The organism is Microcoleus sp. FACHB-831, assembly GCF_014695585.1.
In the GTDB taxonomy this organism is placed as follows: domain Bacteria; phylum Cyanobacteriota; class Cyanobacteriia; order Cyanobacteriales; family FACHB-T130; genus FACHB-831.
Window position 1 is genome coordinate 19,115 of record NZ_JACJON010000079.1, and the last position, 19,089, is coordinate 38,203.

At 47.3% G+C, this 19,089-nt stretch carries 13 protein-coding genes; 6 read left to right on the forward strand and 7 right to left on the reverse strand.

Going from position 1 to position 19,089, the window contains the following annotated elements; translation table 11 throughout:
* Positions 1-208 precede the first annotated feature (208 nt).
* Positions 209-1,813 (forward strand): hypothetical protein, encoded by a 1,605-nt coding sequence (locus tag H6F77_RS25425; protein WP_190491718.1) that lies wholly within the window; start codon positions 209-211, stop codon positions 1,811-1,813.
* Positions 1,814-1,941: 128 nt separating this feature from the next.
* Here H6F77_RS25425 and H6F77_RS25430 read toward each other — a convergent pair whose 3' ends face one another.
* The gene (locus H6F77_RS25430; RefSeq protein WP_190491719.1) at positions 1,942-3,045 is read right to left on the reverse strand and encodes a serine/threonine-protein kinase; all 1,104 of its coding nucleotides are present in this window, start codon (positions 3,043-3,045) and stop codon (positions 1,942-1,944) included.
* 301 nt (positions 3,046-3,346) lie between these two features.
* Here H6F77_RS25430 and H6F77_RS25435 point away from each other — a divergent pair, with 301 nt between their 5' ends.
* Positions 3,347-4,096: a DUF561 domain-containing protein gene (locus tag H6F77_RS25435; protein ID WP_190491720.1), complete on the forward strand. Its 750-nt coding sequence runs from the start codon at positions 3,347-3,349 to the stop codon at positions 4,094-4,096.
* A 62-nt stretch (positions 4,097-4,158) separates the two neighbouring features.
* On the opposite strand, the gene H6F77_RS25440 is transcribed toward H6F77_RS25435, so the two are convergent.
* A complete protein-coding gene (locus tag H6F77_RS25440) occupies positions 4,159-5,334 on the reverse strand; it encodes a DegT/DnrJ/EryC1/StrS family aminotransferase (protein WP_190491721.1) in 1,176 nt (391 codons plus the stop codon).
* A gap of 319 nt (positions 5,335-5,653) precedes the next feature.
* On the opposite strand from H6F77_RS25440, the gene H6F77_RS25445 reads away from it, so the two are divergent.
* Complete coding sequence (locus H6F77_RS25445) at positions 5,654-6,436, forward strand: ABC transporter permease (protein ID WP_190491722.1); 783 nt, start codon at positions 5,654-5,656, stop codon at positions 6,434-6,436.
* A gap of 238 nt (positions 6,437-6,674) precedes the next feature.
* Here H6F77_RS25445 and H6F77_RS25450 read toward each other — a convergent pair whose 3' ends face one another.
* A complete protein-coding gene (locus H6F77_RS25450; RefSeq protein ID WP_190491723.1) occupies positions 6,675-8,504 on the reverse strand; it encodes a hypothetical protein in 1,830 nt (609 codons plus the stop codon).
* Between the two features lie 344 nt (positions 8,505-8,848).
* Here H6F77_RS25450 and H6F77_RS25455 point away from each other — a divergent pair, with 344 nt between their 5' ends.
* The 3 genes from H6F77_RS25455 to H6F77_RS25465 all read left to right on the forward strand — a co-directional run bounded on the left by H6F77_RS25455 (position 8,849) and on the right by H6F77_RS25465 (position 12,229).
* Positions 8,849-9,757 (forward strand): SDR family oxidoreductase, encoded by a 909-nt coding sequence (locus H6F77_RS25455; protein ID WP_190491724.1) that lies wholly within the window; start codon positions 8,849-8,851, stop codon positions 9,755-9,757.
* A gap of 185 nt (positions 9,758-9,942) precedes the next feature.
* A complete protein-coding gene (locus tag H6F77_RS25460; RefSeq protein WP_190491725.1) occupies positions 9,943-11,238 on the forward strand; it encodes an ATP-grasp domain-containing protein in 1,296 nt (431 codons plus the stop codon).
* Positions 11,239-11,335: 97 nt separating this feature from the next.
* Positions 11,336-12,229 (forward strand): succinate--CoA ligase subunit alpha, encoded by an 894-nt coding sequence (locus tag H6F77_RS25465; protein WP_190491726.1) that lies wholly within the window; start codon positions 11,336-11,338, stop codon positions 12,227-12,229.
* A 67-nt stretch (positions 12,230-12,296) separates the two neighbouring features.
* Here H6F77_RS25465 and H6F77_RS25470 read toward each other — a convergent pair whose 3' ends face one another.
* From H6F77_RS25470 to H6F77_RS25485, 4 genes are all read right to left on the reverse strand, one after another.
* Positions 12,297-14,024, reverse strand: a complete 1,728-nt coding sequence (locus tag H6F77_RS25470) for an ABC transporter permease (RefSeq protein ID WP_190491727.1) — start codon at positions 14,022-14,024, stop codon at positions 12,297-12,299.
* 86 nt (positions 14,025-14,110) lie between these two features.
* A complete protein-coding gene (locus H6F77_RS25475; protein WP_190491728.1) occupies positions 14,111-15,817 on the reverse strand; it encodes an ABC transporter permease in 1,707 nt (568 codons plus the stop codon).
* A 137-nt stretch (positions 15,818-15,954) separates the two neighbouring features.
* Positions 15,955-17,436, reverse strand: a complete 1,482-nt coding sequence (locus H6F77_RS25480; RefSeq protein ID WP_190491729.1) for a hypothetical protein — start codon at positions 17,434-17,436, stop codon at positions 15,955-15,957.
* A 59-nt stretch (positions 17,437-17,495) separates the two neighbouring features.
* On the reverse strand, positions 17,496-19,055 hold the full coding sequence (locus H6F77_RS25485; RefSeq protein ID WP_190491730.1) for a hypothetical protein: 1,560 nt from the start codon (positions 19,053-19,055) through the stop codon (positions 17,496-17,498).
* Positions 19,056-19,089 lie beyond the last annotated feature (34 nt).

Sequence of the window (19,089 nt, forward strand, 5' to 3'; positions counted from 1 at the left end):
TACTTAAGCCTGCGAAGGCAGACCCGATGACTCGCGTCTCTACAAGTCGTATAGCCCAAGAATTGAGGCTGCGGGTGTTTTGGTCGGGCAATGGCATCGCTTTTATCTAACGCCCCGTTGCTTCCGGGTGGGGCTTGTAAGGCTTGAATTCAGTCATCAGGTAAGTATATAAAAGAGGCGATCGCTCTTCTACTTCCAACATGGCGCAATGGGAACCTATCATCAAAGATGCGGTTCTGACTTCCAAAAAGGGCAAATCATGCGATTACTATTGTGGGGACTAATTTTTAGCATCGGATCGTGTGTTGGTAGCGTTTGTGCAGATGCGAAGGCTACCAACGCGCAAACGCAGGCGCGGCCAGCACAAGCAGCCGTTTCAGACCCCCAAGTAGGGGCGCTGGTGGAAGCGCTGCGGCAAGCAGCCCCAAAGACAGGTACGCAAAACAGCGGAGCTTACAGCGAGTGGCAAATTATACCTTCCAATATCCCCCGTTGGTCTAAACAATGTACGGGGCGATCGCTAACACCAACTGAATTTGCGGCCAACTCGGGGACAGCACGAACAATCTTAGTGTGCGTTATGCGCGATGTCCTGCGCGATCAGTATGCACGCTCTGGCAACAACGAAGCGATCGCCGTGCAACGCGCTGCTGCTTGGTGGATGACGGGTGACGGCAGTCGCTACAACAATACTCAAACCGCCCCTTATACTAAAAAAGTTTTAGCACTGTACCAGCAGTTGCGCCCCAAGGCATCCGCAACACTCTCTACCTCTTCCCAGGCCAAACCTGTCAGGCAGAGTCCCCCAAAGCAGACTGCCTCTCGTCCGCCCAAAGCCACGATCGAGCGACTCCCAATACCCAACCCTCCGGTTGTGGTAACTGAGGTGATACCAGACCTTCCAACGCCAACGGCAACAACACAGCCCTCCACTCCTACTGTGGCAACTCAACCAACGCCACAACCTTTAGCACCAATTGTTGTAACTGAGCCGACGCCACAGCCATCAATGCCCGATATTGTAACTGAGCCGACGCCACAGCCATCAGCCCCAATTGTTGTAACTGAGCCAACTCCACAACCCTCAGTGCCGGATATTGTAACTGAGCCAACTCCACAACCCTCAGCCTCGGCTGTAGTAACTCAACCCACGCCAAAACCACCAACTCCTAGAGTAGTAACTCAGCCAACGCCAAAACCACCAACTCCTATTGCTTCACCTGTGGCAACGCCAAAACCGCCAGTTGCGGTAACTCAGCCAAAACCAAAACCACCAACTCCTATTGCCTCACCTGTGGCAACACCAAAACCGCCAGTTGCGGCAAATCAACCACCAACTCGGACTGCGGCTGTTTCTACAGTAAAAGTATCTGACGCCCAGGTAGTGGCCTTGGTGGAAGCGCTACGACGTGCTGTGCCAGAGATGGATACTCCCAACAATGAGCTGTACGGCGAGTGGCAAGTTCAACCAGACAACATACCCAGGTGGTCTAAACAATGCATTCAACGTGAAATTACACCTACACAATTTGCCTCTAGCCCAGTTACAGCAAGGGGAATCCTTGTGTGTGTTATGCGGGATGTCCTGCGGGATCAATATAGAGACAGTGGGAATAACGAGTCTGTAGCTGTGCAACGCGCTGCTGCTTGGTGGATGAGTGGCGACGGTGCCAGCTATCAAGAAACTCCAACGGCAACCTATGCCCAGAAAGTTCTCGGCTTCTACCAGGAGTTGCGCTCAAATCCATCAACACCGCCCCCACGAGCAAATCGACCAGCTACACCACCGTTACAGTTATTGCCTCATCGCTGAGCGAGTTTATTGGATGCAGTAAGTAACAGCCTTTCCTCCTTACCGATGGCCCTGTGCGTCGGCTAGGGAGTTAGGTTGTGCGATCGCTCTAACGCTAGAACCGCTATGATTGCTAGTTGCTTTATTAGTTAATTACCAGAAGTGCTGGCCAAGCTATTCATTTTCTGGTTCTGGGTTTGCATATTTTTGGCTTGAATGCGGGATTTTCGCTCGCGCATAGCGATCGCATTTCTTACAACCGGAGAGCGATAGTTCAGTATCGTTGTCGTTTTCCTGTTGTCTAACTCATCCTCTGGGCGGCGCCGAACAGTCATGCAATGCGATAGATTATCCACAGCCAAATCCTTATTGAGCGCCCGCAGAACTGCTACTGCCGATTGATAGCGCTCGTGTAGAGAAATCTTGAGCATTTTGTCGAGAACTTGCCCCAATGAGTCGCTCACCTTAATAGCACTCCGCCAACAAAGCTCGCCCGTTCGCCGATCGTTATCAAAGTCTAGTGGTGCTTTACCTGTCAACAAGTAAACACAAGTCACCCCTAGCGCATAGATATCAGTCGCATACACAGGTCGCAGCGAAAATTGTTCTGGGGGCGCAAACCCAACCGTACCAATGAATTGAGTTGTTGGCGCCTTAGTTTTACTCTCGCCAATTTGCGAGATTTCCTCTTTAACCGCGCCGAAGTCAATTAGCACCAGCCTGCCATCGTCCTCGCAACGGATGATGTTTTGGGGCTTAATATCGCGATGAATAACTTGATTTTGGTGGATGTACTGCAATAGTGGCAGCATTTCCCGCAAGAAGTGGTTGAGTGCCCCTTCTGAGATGGGGCCAGAGCGTCTGACCAGCCTAGCTAGGGTTGCACCCCGTATGTACTCTTGAACTAGGTAGAATTCCCCTTCCATGACAAAGTAATCCAGCAGCATGGGAATTTGAGAATGGCTGCCTAACTTGCTGAGTGTTTTCGCCTCGCGCTCGAATCGCGTTTGGGCGCTTTGCAAAGTTATAGGATCGCTAACCTTGGGGCACAGCTGCTTAATTACGCATAACGGCTGGCTGGGCAAATACACATCCCTGGCTAAGAATGTGACGCCAAAGCCGCCTCGGCCTAGCATCCGCAGGACTTCATAGCGATCGCGGAATAGCCGATCTTGGCCGCACAGCTTCCCCAGTGTCGTCTGCTGTAGTACATCAGAGTGAAAAGGAGACAGGTTTGTTGGCTGGAAATTCATGATTCACCAATGGCGCGAGGCGTGCTTTATCTCCGATATACTTCTAGTTTAGGCAACCATATTACCTTAATACCCTATTTTTACCAAAATCAACAGCACCAAAACTTCACCCTTATAAAGGATTCAAAATTCTAGAGGCAAGGGTAGCAGCTTGGAAAGGTGCAATTTTGGATAATTGACGGCAAGACTCTTTGTGTTAAGTACCCAGTGGAGATACACATCATACTTGATGCATATTGGGGAATCTTGGCGATTATGATGTCAAAATAATCCTGAGAAAATTTTGAGCAACAAAAGAACTATGACCATGCCTAACATACTACAAAAAGCCCTTGACCAGGGACGTGCCCTGAAAATTATCAGCGGCTTAAATAACTTCGACCCCCAGAGCGTCGCCGCTACAGTAAAGGCAGCCCAGCTAGGTGGTGCGACCTTTGTTGATATAGCTGCTGACCCTGCCTTAGTGCGTCTAGTTCGTAACTTGACAACTTTGCCTATATGCGTTTCAGCCGTAGAGCCGCAGCGCTTTGTTGCTGCTGTCGAAGCAGGTGCAGATTTGATTGAAATTGGCAACTTTGATAGTTTTTATGCCCAAGGGCGGCGGTTTGAGGCTGCTGAAGTATTGGCGCTAACACTAGAGACGCGATCGCTCCTCCCCAACATCACCCTATCTGTCACAGTACCCCACATTCTAGAGCTAGACCAACAGGTGCAGCTAGCTGAGGAACTTGTTAAAGCTGGAGCAGACATCATCCAAACTGAAGGTGGAACCAGCAGCAACCCAACTCATGCGGGGACGCTAGGACTAATTGAAAAAGCCGCGCCTACTTTAGCCGCCGCTTATGAAATTTCTCATGCCGTATCGGTGCCCGTCTTGTGTGCTTCTGGCATATCCAGCGTAACAGCACCGCTGGCTCTAGCTGCTGGTGCTGCTGGCGTTGGCGTCGGTTCAGCCATCAATCAGCTCAATAGCGAAATTGCAATGGTTGCAGCTGTCCGCAGCTTAGTAGAAGCTTTGGCGACTGTAAGCCGCGATCGCATCCACGCCTAAGTTGAAAAGATGAAAGGCAAAAGTAAATATTTTTTTGTTTCTTTTGCCTTTTACCTTTTGCCTTACAAACAATCCTTCAAACCGTATACCACCTGCTCCTGCTCTACAACTGAAATTTCCGGGAACATCGGTAGGGCTAAAACCTCGTAGCAGGCTTGCTCAGACACTGGTAGACTACCTGGTTGGTATCCCAAATGCTTGTAGACAGGTTGAAGGTGTAACGGGAGGGGATAGTAAACCATTGAACTCACCCCCAACTGCTGCAACTTGCTACGCACTTGGTCGCGATAGGTTACGGGCAATGAGGTAGATTGTTTCCCATCCCCCTCCTTACCTGGCTCTTGGGTAGGAACGTAATTAGTCGGTATGCGAATTGTGTACTGATTCCATACAGAACGACCGCCAACGGTTTCTTGAGGTGTCACAATTCCTGGCACCAGTCCGAGTAATTCTTGATAGCGCTTTGCAACACTGCTACGCTGGGCATTCCAGGTATCGAGATGTCGCAGCTTGATTTGCAGAATAGCGGCTTGCACGGCATCTAGGCGGCTGTTGATGCCCGTTTCTTCGTGATAGTAGCGAGCCTTCATACCATGCTCTCGGAGCATCCGCACCTTAGCCGCGATCGCCGGATCGTTAGTGGTTATAGCTCCTCCATCCCCACAAGCACCCAAATTCTTAGTGGGAAAGAAACTAAAGCAGCCGATATGCCCAATGCTACCTACGCGGCTGCTCCCCCATTGAGCGCCTGTAGCTTGGGCGCAGTCTTCTATTACTGCTAGACCATGCGACTGCGCTATACCCATAACTGCGCTCATATCCACAGGCTGCCCAAACAGGTGAACGGGCAAAATAGCTTTAGTTTTGTTGGTAATAGCCGCTTCTAGCTTGTTGATGTCCAAGTTAAACGTTTGGGCGTCTATATCCACAAACACTGGCGTCGCACCAACGGCAGTAATTACCTCAGCAGTGGCAATAAAAGTAAAAGGCGTTGTAATTACTTCATCCCCAGACCCAATTTCTAAGGCTCTCAGGGCGAGGTAAAGGGCATCAGTGCCAGAGTTACACCCCACACAGTTTGAAACGCCAACGTAAGCACCAAACTGTTGCTCAAAGGTTTCAACGTGGGAACCACCGATGTAACGACCAGAGGCTAACACGCCGAGTACAGCCGCACTTACGTCTTCACCTATAAGTTTGTACTGCCGCGCCAAGTCAAGAGGAGGAACGTTATTCACTCGTTTACACCACAAATTTTTATTACATACAACCAAATTTTGCCCATAAAGGGAATCCGAGTATCCGCTTACCTGGTGTACTGAGAATGGCGCTGTCTCAAAATTGTTTCAGAAAATAGCAAGAAGGAAAATAGGCAATTGGTAATGGGTAATTGGTAATGGGCAATTGGTAATGGAGAATCCGGCATATGTAATGATGCTTTATGAGTTATGAGCCAGTTTAATTGTTTATTGCAAAGTAAACCTTTTTTAGGCGCTCAACATCCGACTAATTCTTAATTACCAATTACCAATTATTAATGAAAAGAAAACGCGAGCAATGGATTTTTTAATCAAACTCGACTTTACAGACCTAGCCTGTGCCTTGGGAATGATGGCGATCGCCATTGGTTTATCTAGCTGGCAAAAGCTGGGATTAGAGGGACAACTAGCGATCGCAGCAGTGCGAACAGTTGTTCAGTTGTTAGGCGTGGGTTGCATCTTAGCCGTTGTCTTCGCCTCAAATAATCCTTGGATAGTTTTGGGAATATTGATACTGCTTTTGACAGCCGATGCTATTGTTGCTCGCAATCGCATTAGCAAGAAGATTCCCCAATTGTTTCCCATAGTCTGGGGTTCAATTTTCATTAGTGCCGCTCTCACGCTGAGCTATACCATTTTCTTAGTGATTCAGCCTACAACAACTTGGTACGATCCGCAGTACCTCATTCCATTGGCGGGGAGCGTACTGGGGAATGCTATGAACGCCGCCGCACTTTGCGGAGAGAGACTCGCCAGCACGATTGCAGCTAGCCAGTTGGAAATAGAAACACATTTGAGCTTGGGTGCTACTCCGAAAAGTGCGATCGCGCAATACCGAAAGGAAGCCATCCGCGCAGCACTTATTCCCACTCTCAACACCATGATGGTGGTGGGTATTGTCACCTTACCTGAGATTATCACCGGACAACTCTTGAGCGGTACCGATCCACTTCAAGCAGCGGCTTACCAGATAGTAATTATGATTATGGTTGCCTTTACCAGCCTGAGCGCCACTCTGTTAGTTACCCAAGGACTCCAGAGGCAGTTTTTCAATCAAAACTTGCAACTAAAGAAGTTTTGATTGAAATCTTGAGACGTTCAGACGCCGAGTTTGGAAAGATTAAAAGTGAAAAGGAAAAATTAAAAATAACTTCATTGTTATGTCTGAAATTTCCTTTCCGAACGAGCCGAAAGAGAACGATTGGAGAAAGAGCAGCAACGGGAACGAGCCGAAAGAGCAGAGGCGCGATCGCAACAGTTGGCTCAAAGGTTGCGCTCGCTCTGCTTCGATCCCGATGCGGAGTAGGGAAAGATCGGTATTATGGAGCGTGCTTCTGAATTGCGGCTCCGTCTGGCCCATAAACCTCAAGAGGAATTCGGACATTATCGCTAATCGCTTCCAAAGCTTCTCCTAGCGTTAAGACGTGACGCACAATCCCAACTTGGGCGTTATAGTCGCCCTTCATCTTAGCTGCGATCGCCGCATTGCGTACCTTCTGGGCATAGGTAGGTGTCAGACGTACCTTGATCGTATTATTTGATATCGTGTAGTTGCAAATAGGAGGCTTTCCATCGCAGGTTTGTTTCAAATCGCTATTAGCTTTTTGAACGATACTAGCTAACTGTAGTTTTACTTGCGCTTGGTTGAGAGCTTGCGTGTAAATTGAAATTTGTTGTTGAGCTTTGCTGTAGTAAAAAGTACCGTTAGGAACCTGCTTGAGCGTCTGAATTGCATTGCGCCAGTTGTACACTGACTGCGACCACTGATTGATAGCTCCGGAATTTTTAGCGTTTTGCGCTAGAAGCAAGCCTTGCTTGTAGGTATTGGCAGAGAATTGCTCTTGAACTTTGCGATCGCGCACGACGGAAAGTTTACCCTTATTGACCCGCATCAGCAATTGCGCTTCCTCATAAGCACTTGTTGCGGGCGGAATCTTATCGAGCCGATTTAGCGCTGTCTGCCATGAAGCGTCAACCAGTTGCCAGTTTTCCAACGACTGAGCGACGCCCATCCGAGCTTCTGCCACTCTAGACGCTTGCTTACCAGCTTCTAATTGTTGGCTCGACTGTTTTTCGGCAGCTAACCGCTTATTAATAACTGCTAAGTTAGCCCTATACGCAGTTAGTTTCTGATTTGCCAAAGGTCTGAGGCTGCTATTTGTGGGAATTTGTTCCAAAGTTGCGATCGCCTCTCGCCACAGCTTTTGAATTTCTGTCCATTCTGATACTGAATGAGGGGGATTTTGACTTTTATCCGCCGCCTTAGAAGCTTTCTGTAGAGCCGCTACCACGTCAACAAGCTTTTCTTCCTGCACGCGATAAATTTTCAAAAGGTCTTGGGCTTCTCTGTGACGAATAGACCAAAAGGGAATAGTTTCCAGTCCCGCGATCGCTTCCCTTAATTGCTCTTGCGCTTGCAAAATTGCTTGTCCAGATGCGGGAAACGTTAGAGTTTGCGTTGACTCTTGCTTCAACTGTTGAGCATCTGAAATTTCTTTGCACGAACCAATAACACAAGGACGAGTCAAAGCATAAAAACTGCCCAAGAAAACAAACATACTGATACCACCGAAAACGACCGCCGAAGCTAGGTCTGGTCGCCTTGGCTGATTTTTAGCCGTTGCCGATACCTCTTCTTGTTCCTCATCTGGATACATTGCTGACTCAGCAATTGGCTCATTCCATGAGTCTGCCTCGGTCGCAACTTCATCTTGTTCGTCTTCTGTCTCTTCCTCATTTTCAACATCAGCAGAACTGCTGTGTGTTTCAGATGTCTGACCCCAGTTAAATGGATTGTGCAAACTCTCTTTCACAGTTTGCTGCTGGTTGTCGCTAGCCTCTTTATCCCTAGCATCTACAACAAACTTGTGAAAAGAATAGGGGCGTTTTTCACCGTCTACTCTCAGATACAGTTGTATTGGCAAGTTTAATTCTGGGTCTTCGGCGAGAATCGCTTGTTCCAAAACTCCAAAAGTTTGTTGTGTATCTGGCCTCACTGCCGCAGGATGTTGAGCCATAACCATCAAAGCCCCATCCTTGAGCGCACATTTTATCTGGAACCTGGCATTATTAGGTAGTTCCGCGTGCAGGCGATCCTGCAAGTAAGACCCTAAAACCTGTAAATCATCAAGTCTTGTCGCTGTTTTCATCCGTCCACCCCAGTTTACTGTTGAGAGTTTTTAGTTGTAGAGGCGGGTGCGTGCCGTTCAAGTTAGCTGTAATTACCCATGTATGTTTCTGGCCAACCCGCCTGCGCCGGAGTTTTATATTATTGTTGCTATTTTTCTATGCTTTCAATTTTGCTGCAACTGTGTTAATTAGAGATATTCTACTGGTGTCTGGTTAAGTCCAATCAAAAGATGCTAGGCAACTTTCTACTCTGCGGCAGAGGAAAAACGCCTAATTTCGCGTTAATAATAAGAAGTGTAAAGGTGAGTGTTATTTTAAACAACCATTGCCGAATAACACCGGAAATAAAAATTAACACCTATTTATGACCTACGCTCCACCTCTATCCGAACAAGTTATCCTGATTACGGGAGCCTCGACGGGAATTGGTGCTGCCCTAGCGCAACGTCTAGCCGCCCAGTATTTCGGAATTCAGTTAGTGTTGGCAGCTCGAAGTCAGGAAAAACTAGAACAGGTAGCTAACATCTGCCGCAAAGCAGGTGCAGATGTTTTGGTATTGCCTACTGATATTTCTCAAGTTGAACAGGTCAAAGCTTTGGCGAGTGCGGCTCTAAAGCATTTCGGTCGCGTCGATACCCTAGTCAACAATGCTGGGTACGGACAGATGGGGCCAGTAGAGTTAATTCCTCCTGACGCCGTACAGCGGCAGTTTCAGGTAAACTTAATCGGGCCGTTAACGTTGACTCAGGCTTTAATTCCAGGGATGCGGGAGCAGGGTGGCGGAAGAATTATTAATATTAGCTCTATAGGAGGAAGAATACCATTTCCCTTTGGGGGTCTGTATAGCTCTTCTAAATTTGCCTTAGAGGGAATCAGCGACACCTTAAGAATGGAACTGGAACCATTCAATATTAAAGTCAGCGTGATTGAACCGGGGCCAGTAAGCACAAACTTTTTCGAGGTTGCAGCTGATGGGGTTGAGAAAGCGGTAGCAGCTCCGCACGATACACCATATCGGGCAGCGTTTGAGAAGTTAAAAGGGCTGGAGAAACTAACGAGTAGTAGAGCGTGGACATCAGAAAGAGTGGCGGATGTGATAGTGCGATCGCTCAATGCCCGTCATCCCCGACCCCGCTACGTCGCCGCTAGCAATGGGAAATTGCTGCTGTTTTTAATGACTAAATTGTTGCCCACAAGATTGGTAGATATTTTCTGGCAGCGTTTCTACGGCATCAATCTAGTCGCACAAGAATGGAAAAGTAGCCGGAAATAGATTGAGATTGTTAGTTGTTAGTTGTTAGACTACCAAACAACAACTAAAAAGTAAGCAGGTAGGGGGAATTAAATAAAATTTTTGCTAGGGGGGAACGCAGGTTAGATTCCCAATCCCCATAGTAAAATTTAAAATTTATTTCCACAAACCTAGCTACCAACTAACAAGCAATAAATAATAACTCTATGGATTTACTTGAATATCAAGCAAAAGAATTATTTCGAGAAGTTGGCATACCTGTCTTGCCATCACAACGAATTGACAATGCCAGAGACTTGAAGGGCTTGCAAATTCCCTATCCTGTCGTGATTAAATCCCAGGTGCGTGCAGGTGGAAGGGGAAGAGCGGGTGGTGTGAGGTTTGCCGAGAATACGATAGATGCGATCGCCGCAGCAAGGACAATCTTTAACTTAGCCATATTGGGCGAATATCCCCAAGTGCTGCTGGCTGAAGCAAAATACAATGCAGATCGCGAATTTTATCTAGCCGTAGTGCTAGATTACGCACAACGTCGCCCAGTCCTGCTAGGTTCGCCACAAGGAGGCATCAACGTAGAAGCGGTGATGGAACACCTCCAACAAGTCGTGGTCGATCAAGAATTTTCCCCCTTCTATGCGCGTCGTCTAGCACTCAAAATGGGGGTCAAGGGAGAGCTGATCGCATCAGTCAGTGAAATTATAGAAAAAATGTACCACCTGTTTGTCCAGAAAGATTTGGAGCTGGTGGAAATCAACCCTCTGGGTATCAGCCCCACAGGCGAAGTAATGGCCCTGGATGGTAAAATTACCGCCAACGACGCCGCCTTGGGACGCCATCCAGACTTAGCTTTAGTGGGCGCAAAAAAAGATACTCAGCAGGATCAAAAATCTTTAAGTTGGAGCCAAGCGGCGAGTGCGTCCAACGACTGCAAGCTAAATTGGCTGAATAGAGAAGGCAATATTGGGATTCTCTGCAACGGAACTGGTTTGATGATGGCGACTCTGGATTTGCTTTATGAGGCTGGAGCAAAGCCAGCAAATTGTCTGATTTTGGGTACGAATGCGGAGTGGGATGCGACACCCCACCCAGGAATAGAACAGCTGGAACTATCGCTAGAGCAGGTAAGTGAAGCTAAAGGCGTCAAAGTTGTGTTGGTGAATATTCTGGGGGGCGCTACATTCTGTGAGAAAGTGACAGGAGTAATTGCAGCTTATCTACAACGAAAAGCGGGTAGAACGCTCAACGGCGACGATGGGCGCCACATAGAAGACCAGAAAAAACGGCCACCCAGACGCGATCGCCGGCTAGCGTTTCCCAGTAATATACCGCAATTTGTTGTGCGGATAGTTGGGGGAAATTCCCAAGCAGAGTCAGTAAAAGACTCTTACGGCGAAGCTAGCGAAAGAGAACAACTTGCTGCAATGCCCGTACACTGGGAGGATAATCTAGATTTGGCGATCGCTCAAACCGTTTCTCTGGCTAGATCGACAAAAAACTTATGATTCAATTCCCTGCGCCAATATTTAACAGCTATGTGCCCCATAGCCCCTTCACCAGATACCATACAGTTAGGATAAGTGTGGCAACCGAATTAAAAAATTGCTATTAACGCCAGAAAGTAAAGTAATCATACAGGGCATCACAGAACCGCTGGGTTCACTATACGCTGCCCAAATGAAAGCCTATGGTACAAATATCGTCGCTGGTATCAGTGCCGGACACAGCGGACAATTTGTGCATGGCATCCCCGTTTTCGATCTCGTAGAACAGGCACTGCCTGCTGTAGGAGCAGTTGACAGTACAATTATCTTCGTGCAGCCTTACTCAGCATTGGATGCAGCACTAGAAGCAATTGCCGCTGGCATTAAGCAGATTATCCTGACTACAATTGGTATTCCCCCCCTGGATATGGTTTGCCTGCTCAGGAAGGCAGAGGCCACTAAAACCATCGTCCTGGGGCCAGGTAGTGCTGGGATTATTATCCCTGGAAAACTTTTGCTTGGCACTCACGAAAGTGAATTTTACACCCCAGGCCACATCGGAATTATTAGCCGTAGTGGGAAACCCCTTACTGGGGAAGTAGCCCTAGCGTTAACTAAAGCTGGGTTGGGGCAGTCCATTGGAGTCAGCTTGGGCAATGACGCGATTGTAGGTGCTTCTTTTGTGCAATGGCTGCAATTTTTAGCTGAAGATAAACATACCAAGGCGATCGTTTGGGTTGGGCAGACAGGCGGGGGGGGCGAAGAAGCAGCAGCGGAATACATTGCCAAAGCTGTGGATAAACCTGTAGTTGTCTATATCGCCGGACGACATACACCAGTAGACAAAGTTTTGGGCGATGCTGGTGCGATAATTGTTTCGCAGTTATCAGGGCCAGTGACTTACTCAGGTACGGCAAGCCGCAAAATTGCCGCCTTCGAGCAAGCAAAAATCCCAGTAGCAGAGCGCCCTTCCCAAATTCCAGACCTGGTGAAAAAGGCGCTCAAAAAGTAAATGGCTACTAATTGCTAAAAGTTTTGAGTTTTGAGTGATTAATTCAAAACTCAAAACTTTCGTCTTTTTAGCTGGCAGGCAAAGAACGACGGCCAGCTAATATTGCTTTCGATTCAGACTCGCCAGCGAGTCGCAGCTGTCGAGTTGTCTGAATATTCAACAACGCGAAACCGAGCCACTGACCTAATACCGTCATAATAATGGTTGTCGCTCCTGCGTGTTCTACAGCTCCCCAAGGGAGAGCAGATAACAACCACAAAGCAGGCATCGTGTCAGTTGAGATAGATAGCATACCGCAGATTATCGGTGGCAAGAACATCAATCCAGCAACCGTAGCGATCGCCCACACAGCGCGTTTTGGCGTCTTCATAAACAGCATTAGCTGGGCGATGCTGGCGTAAATCAAGAGTGAGTTTACGCTCAAGAGCCACGCCAAAATGGCGGACATCTTATTATCTTGGGTAGGCCAAATCAGAATCCAAGGCAGCAACATTGTAGATGCGATCGCCAGATTCAACCCAATTGCTACAACTGAAGGGCTTTTTTCACCCCAAATCAAATCTTTCCACGAGGAAGGCAAGTTTAAAAACCCAAAAATACCTTTTGTCTTGGTATTTTTTACTTTTCTGTACCGTGCCCAATCTTGCAAAGCTTGGCGGTGAGGCGACAAAGCTGCCATTAATGTTAAAAACAAACCTTGGTTAAAGGCCAGCAGCCAGATAAAATTCTTGAACCACCCGTCTGTATAACCATCACTAAGCACTATTGGCTGGGCGAATCCGAGAAACACCACCTCAAAGCAAGCCACTAGAGCATAACTTTGCCCTTTGCTCAACAGTGTAGAAGTGGGATTGGGAAAGCGTCGCTTTAGAGCCTGCCAAACCCAGTAGGTGCAAACTGTATAATTCACTAGCAGCAAACTCACAGCACCTATAGCACTGGCACCTACAGGTAGGTTAAACCATCGCAACATTTCTAAATTGGCATAAGGAAAATAATTCTTTGCCGCTTCTAACGTTGACGAAACTGGAAAAACTACATAGGGACGTATAAAAGAGGGACTAAACAGAGTCAACCAATCTACAGCAGTATGGGTGACTACGCCGGAGTAGTAAGGCATCAGTTTCGAGCAACTGATGCCCAGGTAAATTAATACCAAGCTACTCCCCAAGAAAGCTTGAAACCCACTTAAAACGGCGCTAACCAAACCAAACAGCAGTGAGGCGCTGTAGAAAAACGCACAACTGGCAATTTGGACGACGTAGAAGCTTAAAATCAGACCAAGGGGAATTTGGGCAGTCAGGCCAGCCCATAAGTTTAGAGGAACAGCCAAAAGCACTACTGCATACAGCACAATTGGCACTCCCAGCAGTTTCCCAGTCAAGATGCTTACTGTGGACTGGGGGCTGAGGCGAAGGAAGTTGAGCGTACCGCGACGTTCTTCATTCGCTAGGTCGCCGATTAGCATATACGTCCCACCTACTAACAAGGCGAAGATGCTAACAAGGCCGAGCGATAAGAATAGATCTAACGACCAGAGCTGCCAGTTAATTTCAAAATTTCCAGCCACATCTATGAGGCATTGTTGGCCGTTGCCCGTACAGAATCTATTGTAGGTTGTCACGGAACTACTCTCACCGGGCAGTTGGTTCCAGAAAATAAACAACAGTAACATTTGACCCAGAAGGGACATACCACCTGCGATCGCTATGTTACGGAAATTGAGGCGTCCTTTGATTTCTCGCAATAGTTGCGGATTCCAGTCGCCCACTCGGTCTATCCAATTTAGTTCCATAATTTTGATTTTTTAGCTTCGGCAGGAAGAAAATTATGAATTATGAAAAGTTTCATAATTCATAATTCATAATTTCTCCATACTCACTATACTGAGCGCTGACCGGAACGTGCTGAGTGTTCCATTAAGGCTTTGGTAGCAGACTCACCAGCAAGCCGCAGTTGTCGCGTTGTCTGGATGTTCAACAAGGCGAGCATCAGCCACTGACTCATGACGGTCATAATAACTGTTGTCGAGGTGGCTTCTTTTACAGCAGCCCAAGGGAAGGCAGAAAAAAGCCATACAGCAGCCACTTTCTCAGGCGACAGCGACAGCAAGCCAAAGATTATTGGTGGCAAGACAATCAATGCGGTTACTGTAGTAGCAGCCCATAGCGCCCGTTTTTGCGTCTGCATAAATAGCATGAGCTGGGCGATGCTGGCGTAAATTAAGAATAAATTTACACTCAGCAACAACGCTACAAGCGCTTGGATGCCGCGTTGACCAGGCCAAGTCGATATCCAGGGCACTAACATTGAGACAGCGATCGCTAGATTCAATCCCACTGCCACGAGAGCCGGACTTTTTTCACCCCATACTAAATTTTGCAACCTACTAACCAGCCGGGAAGACTTCCTCTCGCGCCGATAGCGTGCCCAATCTTGTAGCGCTTGGCGGTGAGGCGACAAAGCCGCCATTAAAAAGGCAAACAAAAACAGGTTTAAAACCAGTATGTAAGTGAAGTTATTGAATAACTCGTTTACCCGATCGTGCCCTGTTCTGGTTTGTAGGGCAAATCCAAGAATCAACACTTCAAAACAAGCCGTTAGGGAATAACTTTGCCGCTTGCTGAGTAAGGTAGCGCTGGGGTTGTGGAAACAACGCTTCAGCGCTTGCCACGCTAAGTATGCCCACAAGCCGCAGTTGAGCGCACTAAAGCTAGCCATGCTCCAAAAACTAGCACCTATTGGCAGGTTAAACCATGTCAACTTTGATAGCTGAGAAAATGCCGAGTAAGTTTCTGTTACTGGAATGCTGGCATTCATCAGGTATGGCAGCAAAGCCAAGGGAGAGAACAGATGCAGCCAGTCTCCTGAAGTATTGCTGAGTGCCGATCCTCCGCCCATCGTCAAGGCTGTCAAGATGTACAGCAATAACAGCATCGCACCGCTGCCCAACCAAGCTTGAAATCCGCCTATTCCAGCACTGACCAAGCCGTAGATCAGGGCGATGCTGTAGAAGCAGGCGCAACTGGCCGCTACAACACCGTAGAAGCCCAAAATCATATTCGCAGGAATTTCAGCCTGAAAGGCAGCCCATAAATGCAAAGGCAGAGCTAGGGCAGCAACCAGATAAAGTAGAATCGGCACGCCTAGTAGTTTGCCGCTCAAAACGCTGGTTGTAGACTGGGGGCTGAGACGAATAAAGTTGAGCGTGCCGCGTTGTTCTTCCCGCGACAAGTCGCTAATCAGCAGATGCGTGCCGACTACCAACAACGCTATAAAGCCAAAGATACTCAGCCAGACAAATACATCTAACCACCACTGCTGCCAGTTAACGGGAAAATGGCCCAAAGCATCTCGGACGCACTCGCCGTACTGGCTAGAGCGGGTTAGACAATATTTGCTGTAGACGCTAGACGCAGTAGCATCATCAGAAGGCAACTGAGATGCGAAGCTCATCAGCAGTAGCAACTGCCCTAGCAAGGAGATAGGCAACGCAATTAGTAAGTTGCGCGGCCTAAGTCGCCCTTTCAGTTCTCTCAACAGTTGGGGATTCCAGTCTCCCAACTTGTCTAGCGGGGCTATAGTCATGAGATTTTTCCTTAATTACAAAGGGGGTTGGGGATGGGGCATCGGGCATGGGGCATAGAGTTATAAGTTATTAATTCAAAAGGTGCTACTTGGCTACGCTAACAAAACTCAAAACTCTCCCATTCCCTATTTCTAACTCAAGCTTCCCTGGGCAAAGACTGCCGACCGTTTAGCAATGCTTTAGTGGTAGACTCGCCAGCCAGCCGCAATTGTTGATTTAATTTGAAGCTCAATAACACCAGTATGCTCCACTGACTCAGGAGTGCGACAAAAATTGTCGTAGGCGTGAAGTCTGTGCCGATCGCTGGAGATAGTGTAAACAGCCACAATACAAATTGTTGTTCTGGTGAAACCGACAACACGGTGGCAACTATCGGGGGTAGAGCGATCGCCAATCCTACTGCACCCACTGCCCAGAACATCGGATTTTTTGCTTTCGTTAAGAGAATTAATTGAGCGATCGCGGCGTAGATGATTATTAAACTCGCAAAGCAGAGCAAGCTTAAAATTGCTGTAGTTTTATCATCTAATTCAGCACCCGACAATAAAATCCCGGGAATTTGGGGAAGTAAGGCGATTGCCAGATTGATTGCGATCGCTACCATTGCTGGACTCTTTTCACCCCATATCCATTCCTGCCTACTTTTTATGTTTTTGTAGCGTGCCCAATCTTTCAATGCCTGACGCCCTGGAGACAACAAAGCAATCAGAATTAAGAAAAATATAGAATTTACGCTAAACGCCAAGGTAGAAAACCCAAATTGTTCGTTATCTGGAACTACAAACCCTAGCAGCCAAATTTGCAAAATAGCGCCTACCCAATAACTTTGTTTTTTGCTCAAAAGCGTGGCATTCGGGTTACGAAACCGACGCTTTATGCCTTGCCAAATCCAGTAATTTGCAACGCCTATTGTGCCTAGCGTCCATAGATACAAAAGCAGCGGCTGAGAGCCTATAGGCAAGAATAACCAATGCCAGTTTGCCGAACTATACCACCGATATTTAGTAGCTTCAAGAAAGTTGGTGTAAGGCGACGCCAACGTGAATGCTAAAACGCTGCCTAACAGGGGTAAGGCTTGACTGCCGCGGTAAGATGCGCCTATTAATGCAATCAAGACGGCAGTACTGTAGAACAGAAAACAAGCTGCACCCCAGTGGATATATAAAGCTACGATCATTCCAAAAGAAACATCAATCTCTAGACCATGAAAACAGTTTATTGGGAGTGCTAGGGCTATCGCCAAATATAGTAATATCGGCACTCCCACTATTTTTCCCATCAAAATACTTTGGCTAGATTCAGGACTAAGCTTGATCAAATTAAGCGTCCCTCTACGCTCTTCTTTAACCAGATCGCTCATTATCATGTAGACGCCGCCGACTATCATTAATGTGGGCAATATCCAGTTGAGATCTTGCCAAAACATATGAAACCACCACAATTCCTGGGGCTGGCTCGAATCGCTCCCCTTATGGATGTACCATTCGAACACTATGCCTTGACACGCCAAGGAACCAACAATTGTAAAAAAAATGTTGCGGCACGTGAGTCTGCCTTTGAGTTCGCGGTATAGTTGCGTGTTCCAGTCACCAATTCCCTTTAAGAATGGTACGCTCATCGATGTTTTCCCTTTGTAAAAATTTTGTAATCGGGAAGGCATTGCCCACAATAGTGCTATTACCTATTTCCTGCTAGCAGTGCTTTGGTATCAGACGCACCAATTCGTCGCATTTGCCGCGTTAGTTGCAAGGTTAACAAGGCAAAAATTCCCCAGTGGCTCAATATTCCTAGAAAAACGGCTGTCATGCTTGCGTGTTGCAAACCGATTGCTGGAACAGCTGTAAACAACCATAGCAAAGGGCTTTTTTCAGGGGTAAGAGATAGGGACAGTAATGTAAGCGGGGGTAAAAAGATCGCGGCTAATGCGACAGAGGCATAGAGATTCTGCTTCTGAGTTTTTATCAACATCATCAGGGAGCAGATGGCTGACAAAATCAAAATAATATTGCTTGTCAGCAGCAAAGATAGTATAGCCTTGGGAATGGTGAAGCTGGCATTCCACTCATGTTGAGGCAAGAGTAAAATCCAAGGTATCCAGATGACAGCGCAGATGAGTAGGTTAATAGCGATCGCTACTACTGCCGGACTCTTTTCCGCCCAGATTAAATCTTGTACGAGGGAAGAACCCAAAACAGCAGAAAGATTTCTTTTTTGTTTTGCATTTTTACTTTCTACTTTTCTGTACCGTGTCCAATCTTGCAATGCCTGACGCCCTGGAGACAAAGCAGAGATTAAAACTAAGAACATTACAGGATTTATAGCGAACAGGAAGGCAAAACCTATACTTATTCGAGGATCTAGTTCACCTGAGCTTAATCCTGGCAGCACAAACCCTACCAGCCAAAGTTGAAAAGAAGCGACTAACAGATAACTTTGTTTCTTGCTAATAAGCGTAGAGTTGGGGTTGCGGAAACGACGATTTATGGCTTGCCAAACCCAGTAAGTCGCAGCGCTAAAAGTACACACGAGCCATCCATAACCAAGCGGCGGTAAAAAGCCTATAGGCAAGAAGAACCAATGCAAGCCGACCACTACATACTTCCAGTCGGGACTATCGAAGATAAAGCTAAGAAAGCTGATGTAAGGCAATCCCAACATTAAAGCTAAACTACTGCCTGCTGGAGCTAAAGCTTGATTGTTACCTTGAGCTGCGCCTAGTAATGTTATTAGGATGGCAGCACTGTAGAACAGACAACAAGCTGCACCCCAAAGTGTATATAAAGCCGCGATCGCTACCAAATGAATACCAGCAACTAATCCAGAAATGCAATGCAAAGGCAGCGCTAAAGCGATCGCTAAATATAGCAATATCGGCACTCCTAGCGCTTTCCCGCACAAAATGCTTTGGCTAGATTGCGGACTCAATCTGACAAAATTAAGCGTACCTCGACGCTCTTCTTTAGCTAAATCGTTAATTATCATGTAGACGCCGCCGACTAACAGTAATGCGGGCAGCATCCAGTTTAGAATTTGCCACAAACCCTGCCAGCGAATCTCCCATTCCAGGTTGTCGCTAGCTCCAATGAAGGATTCACTACACAATCCGACCAAAATGAATTGGCAAGCAAAGGAGCCAAAACCTGTAATTAAAATGTTGCGGCGTTTGAGTTGCCCTTTGAACTCCCGAAACATCTGCGGATTCCACTCACCCGCCCGCTCTATCAAATTCAGACGCATAAAAATTAATCTCCAAAATTAAGGTTGTTTTGGA

Bases quoted from the DNA above. Each gene is read 5' to 3' on its own strand.
- H6F77_RS25425 (WP_190491718.1), top strand. From the start codon at position 209: ATGGGAACCTATCATCAAAGATGCGGTTCTGACTTCCAAAAAGGGCAA.
- H6F77_RS25430 (WP_190491719.1), bottom strand. From the start codon at position 3,045: ATGAATTTCCAGCCAACAAACCTGTCTCCTTTTCACTCTGATGTACTA.
- H6F77_RS25435 (WP_190491720.1), top strand. From the start codon at position 3,347: ATGACCATGCCTAACATACTACAAAAAGCCCTTGACCAGGGACGTGCC.
- H6F77_RS25445 (WP_190491722.1), top strand. From the start codon at position 5,654: ATGGATTTTTTAATCAAACTCGACTTTACAGACCTAGCCTGTGCCTTG.
- H6F77_RS25450 (WP_190491723.1), bottom strand. From the start codon at position 8,504: ATGAAAACAGCGACAAGACTTGATGATTTACAGGTTTTAGGGTCTTAC.
- H6F77_RS25455 (WP_190491724.1), top strand. From the start codon at position 8,849: ATGACCTACGCTCCACCTCTATCCGAACAAGTTATCCTGATTACGGGA.
- H6F77_RS25460 (WP_190491725.1), top strand. From the start codon at position 9,943: ATGGATTTACTTGAATATCAAGCAAAAGAATTATTTCGAGAAGTTGGC.
- H6F77_RS25470 (WP_190491727.1), bottom strand. From the start codon at position 14,024: ATGGAACTAAATTGGATAGACCGAGTGGGCGACTGGAATCCGCAACTA.
- H6F77_RS25475 (WP_190491728.1), bottom strand. From the start codon at position 15,817: ATGACTATAGCCCCGCTAGACAAGTTGGGAGACTGGAATCCCCAACTG.
- H6F77_RS25480 (WP_190491729.1), bottom strand. From the start codon at position 17,436: ATGAGCGTACCATTCTTAAAGGGAATTGGTGACTGGAACACGCAACTA.
- H6F77_RS25485 (WP_190491730.1), bottom strand. From the start codon at position 19,055: ATGCGTCTGAATTTGATAGAGCGGGCGGGTGAGTGGAATCCGCAGATG.